The organism is Gordonia sp. NPDC003429 (assembly GCF_053588575.1).
In genome coordinates, this window is record NZ_JBSFQF010000057.1 from 1 (window position 1) to 1,285 (window position 1,285).

1 protein-coding gene is annotated in these 1,285 nt (G+C 62.5%); it reads left to right on the forward strand.

All coding sequences use genetic code 11. The features are described 5' to 3' along the window. Window positions 1-82 precede the first annotated feature (82 nt). A protein-coding gene (locus ACWDSI_RS20460) for an IS3 family transposase (protein WP_449755029.1) occupies window positions 83-1,227 on the forward strand; the annotation gives its coding sequence in 2 pieces (ribosomal slippage) (window positions 83-350 and window positions 350-1,227; 1,146 coding nt in all). Window positions 1,228-1,285: the final 58 nt, after the last annotated feature.

A 1,285-nucleotide genomic window follows, 5' to 3' on the forward strand; every position in this document is an offset into this window, starting at 1 on the left:
TGGCGTGTCCCCCGTGAGCCGGTCCGGGTTGTTTTAGAGTCCTGATTGCCCTGATGAGGGCGGAGAAGGGACGATGAAGAACATGGCAGGACGGAAGCGTCACTCGGCGGAGGACATCGTGCGCAAATTGCGCCGGGCCGATGAGTTGACCGCGGAAGGCAAGACCGGCGAGGAGATCGCTGCCGATCTCGAGGTGTCGGCGGCCACGTTGTACAACTGGCGGCGCCAGTACGGCGGCATGGACGGCGACGCCGCCAAGGAACTCAAAGAGCTGCGCGAGCAGAACAGCCGACTCAAGCGACTGCTCGCCGATGCCGAACTCGAGAAAGACGCGCTGCGGGAGATCGCCAAGGGAAAATTCTGAGCCCGACCGCCAAACGCGCCGCCATCGACATGCTCAAGGACGTCAAGAGCATGTCAGAACGCATGGCGTGCAAGGTAGTTGGGCTTTCCCGTTCCGCCTATCGACGGCTGCCGCAAGCACACACCCCGGCCGACCCCGACGCCGCACTGCGCGAGCAGCTACGCACGTATGCCCGCAAGAACCCCCGGCACGGGTTCCGGCGCGCGTGGGCACACCTGCGCTTCGACGACGGCATCGAGATCAACAAGAAGAAAGTGCACCGGTTGTGGAAAGAAGAGGGCCTGCAAGTGCGGCGCGCTCCGCGCCGCAAACGCGCCGGCCAGTCATCGGTCCCGGTCGTTGTCGCGGACGCACCGAAAGTGGTATGGGCATTGGACTTTCAGTTCGATTCCACCGTGGATGGGAAGAAGATCAAGATCGCGTCCATGGTTGACGAACACACCCGGATGTCGTTGCTGAACATCGTGGACCGCTCGATTCCGGCTGAGCGGTTGATCGAGGAGTTGGAGAAGACGTTCGCGATCTGGGGTGGCCCGCCGATGGTGCTGCGCATGGACAACGGCCCTGAGTTCATCTCAGAAGCCCTGCAGGCGTTCTGTGCAGGGTCGGTCGGGATCTCCTACATTCCGCCCGGCACACCGTGGAACAACGGGTTCATCGAGTCGTTCAACAACCGGTTGCGCGACGAGTGTTTGAACCGCAACTGCTGGCCCACACTGATCGAGGCCCGCGTGGTCATCGACGACTTCAAAGACGACCACAACCACCGACACCGGCACTCAGCGCTGGGCTACCAAACGCCGGCCGAGTACGCTGCCGGATGCACCCACCAACATCACCCCGTGGGCTGCGAGATCGACTGACGATCACAACAAGGAACTGGCTCTAGAACTGCCTGGACCGGTTATCGGGGACCTGCCA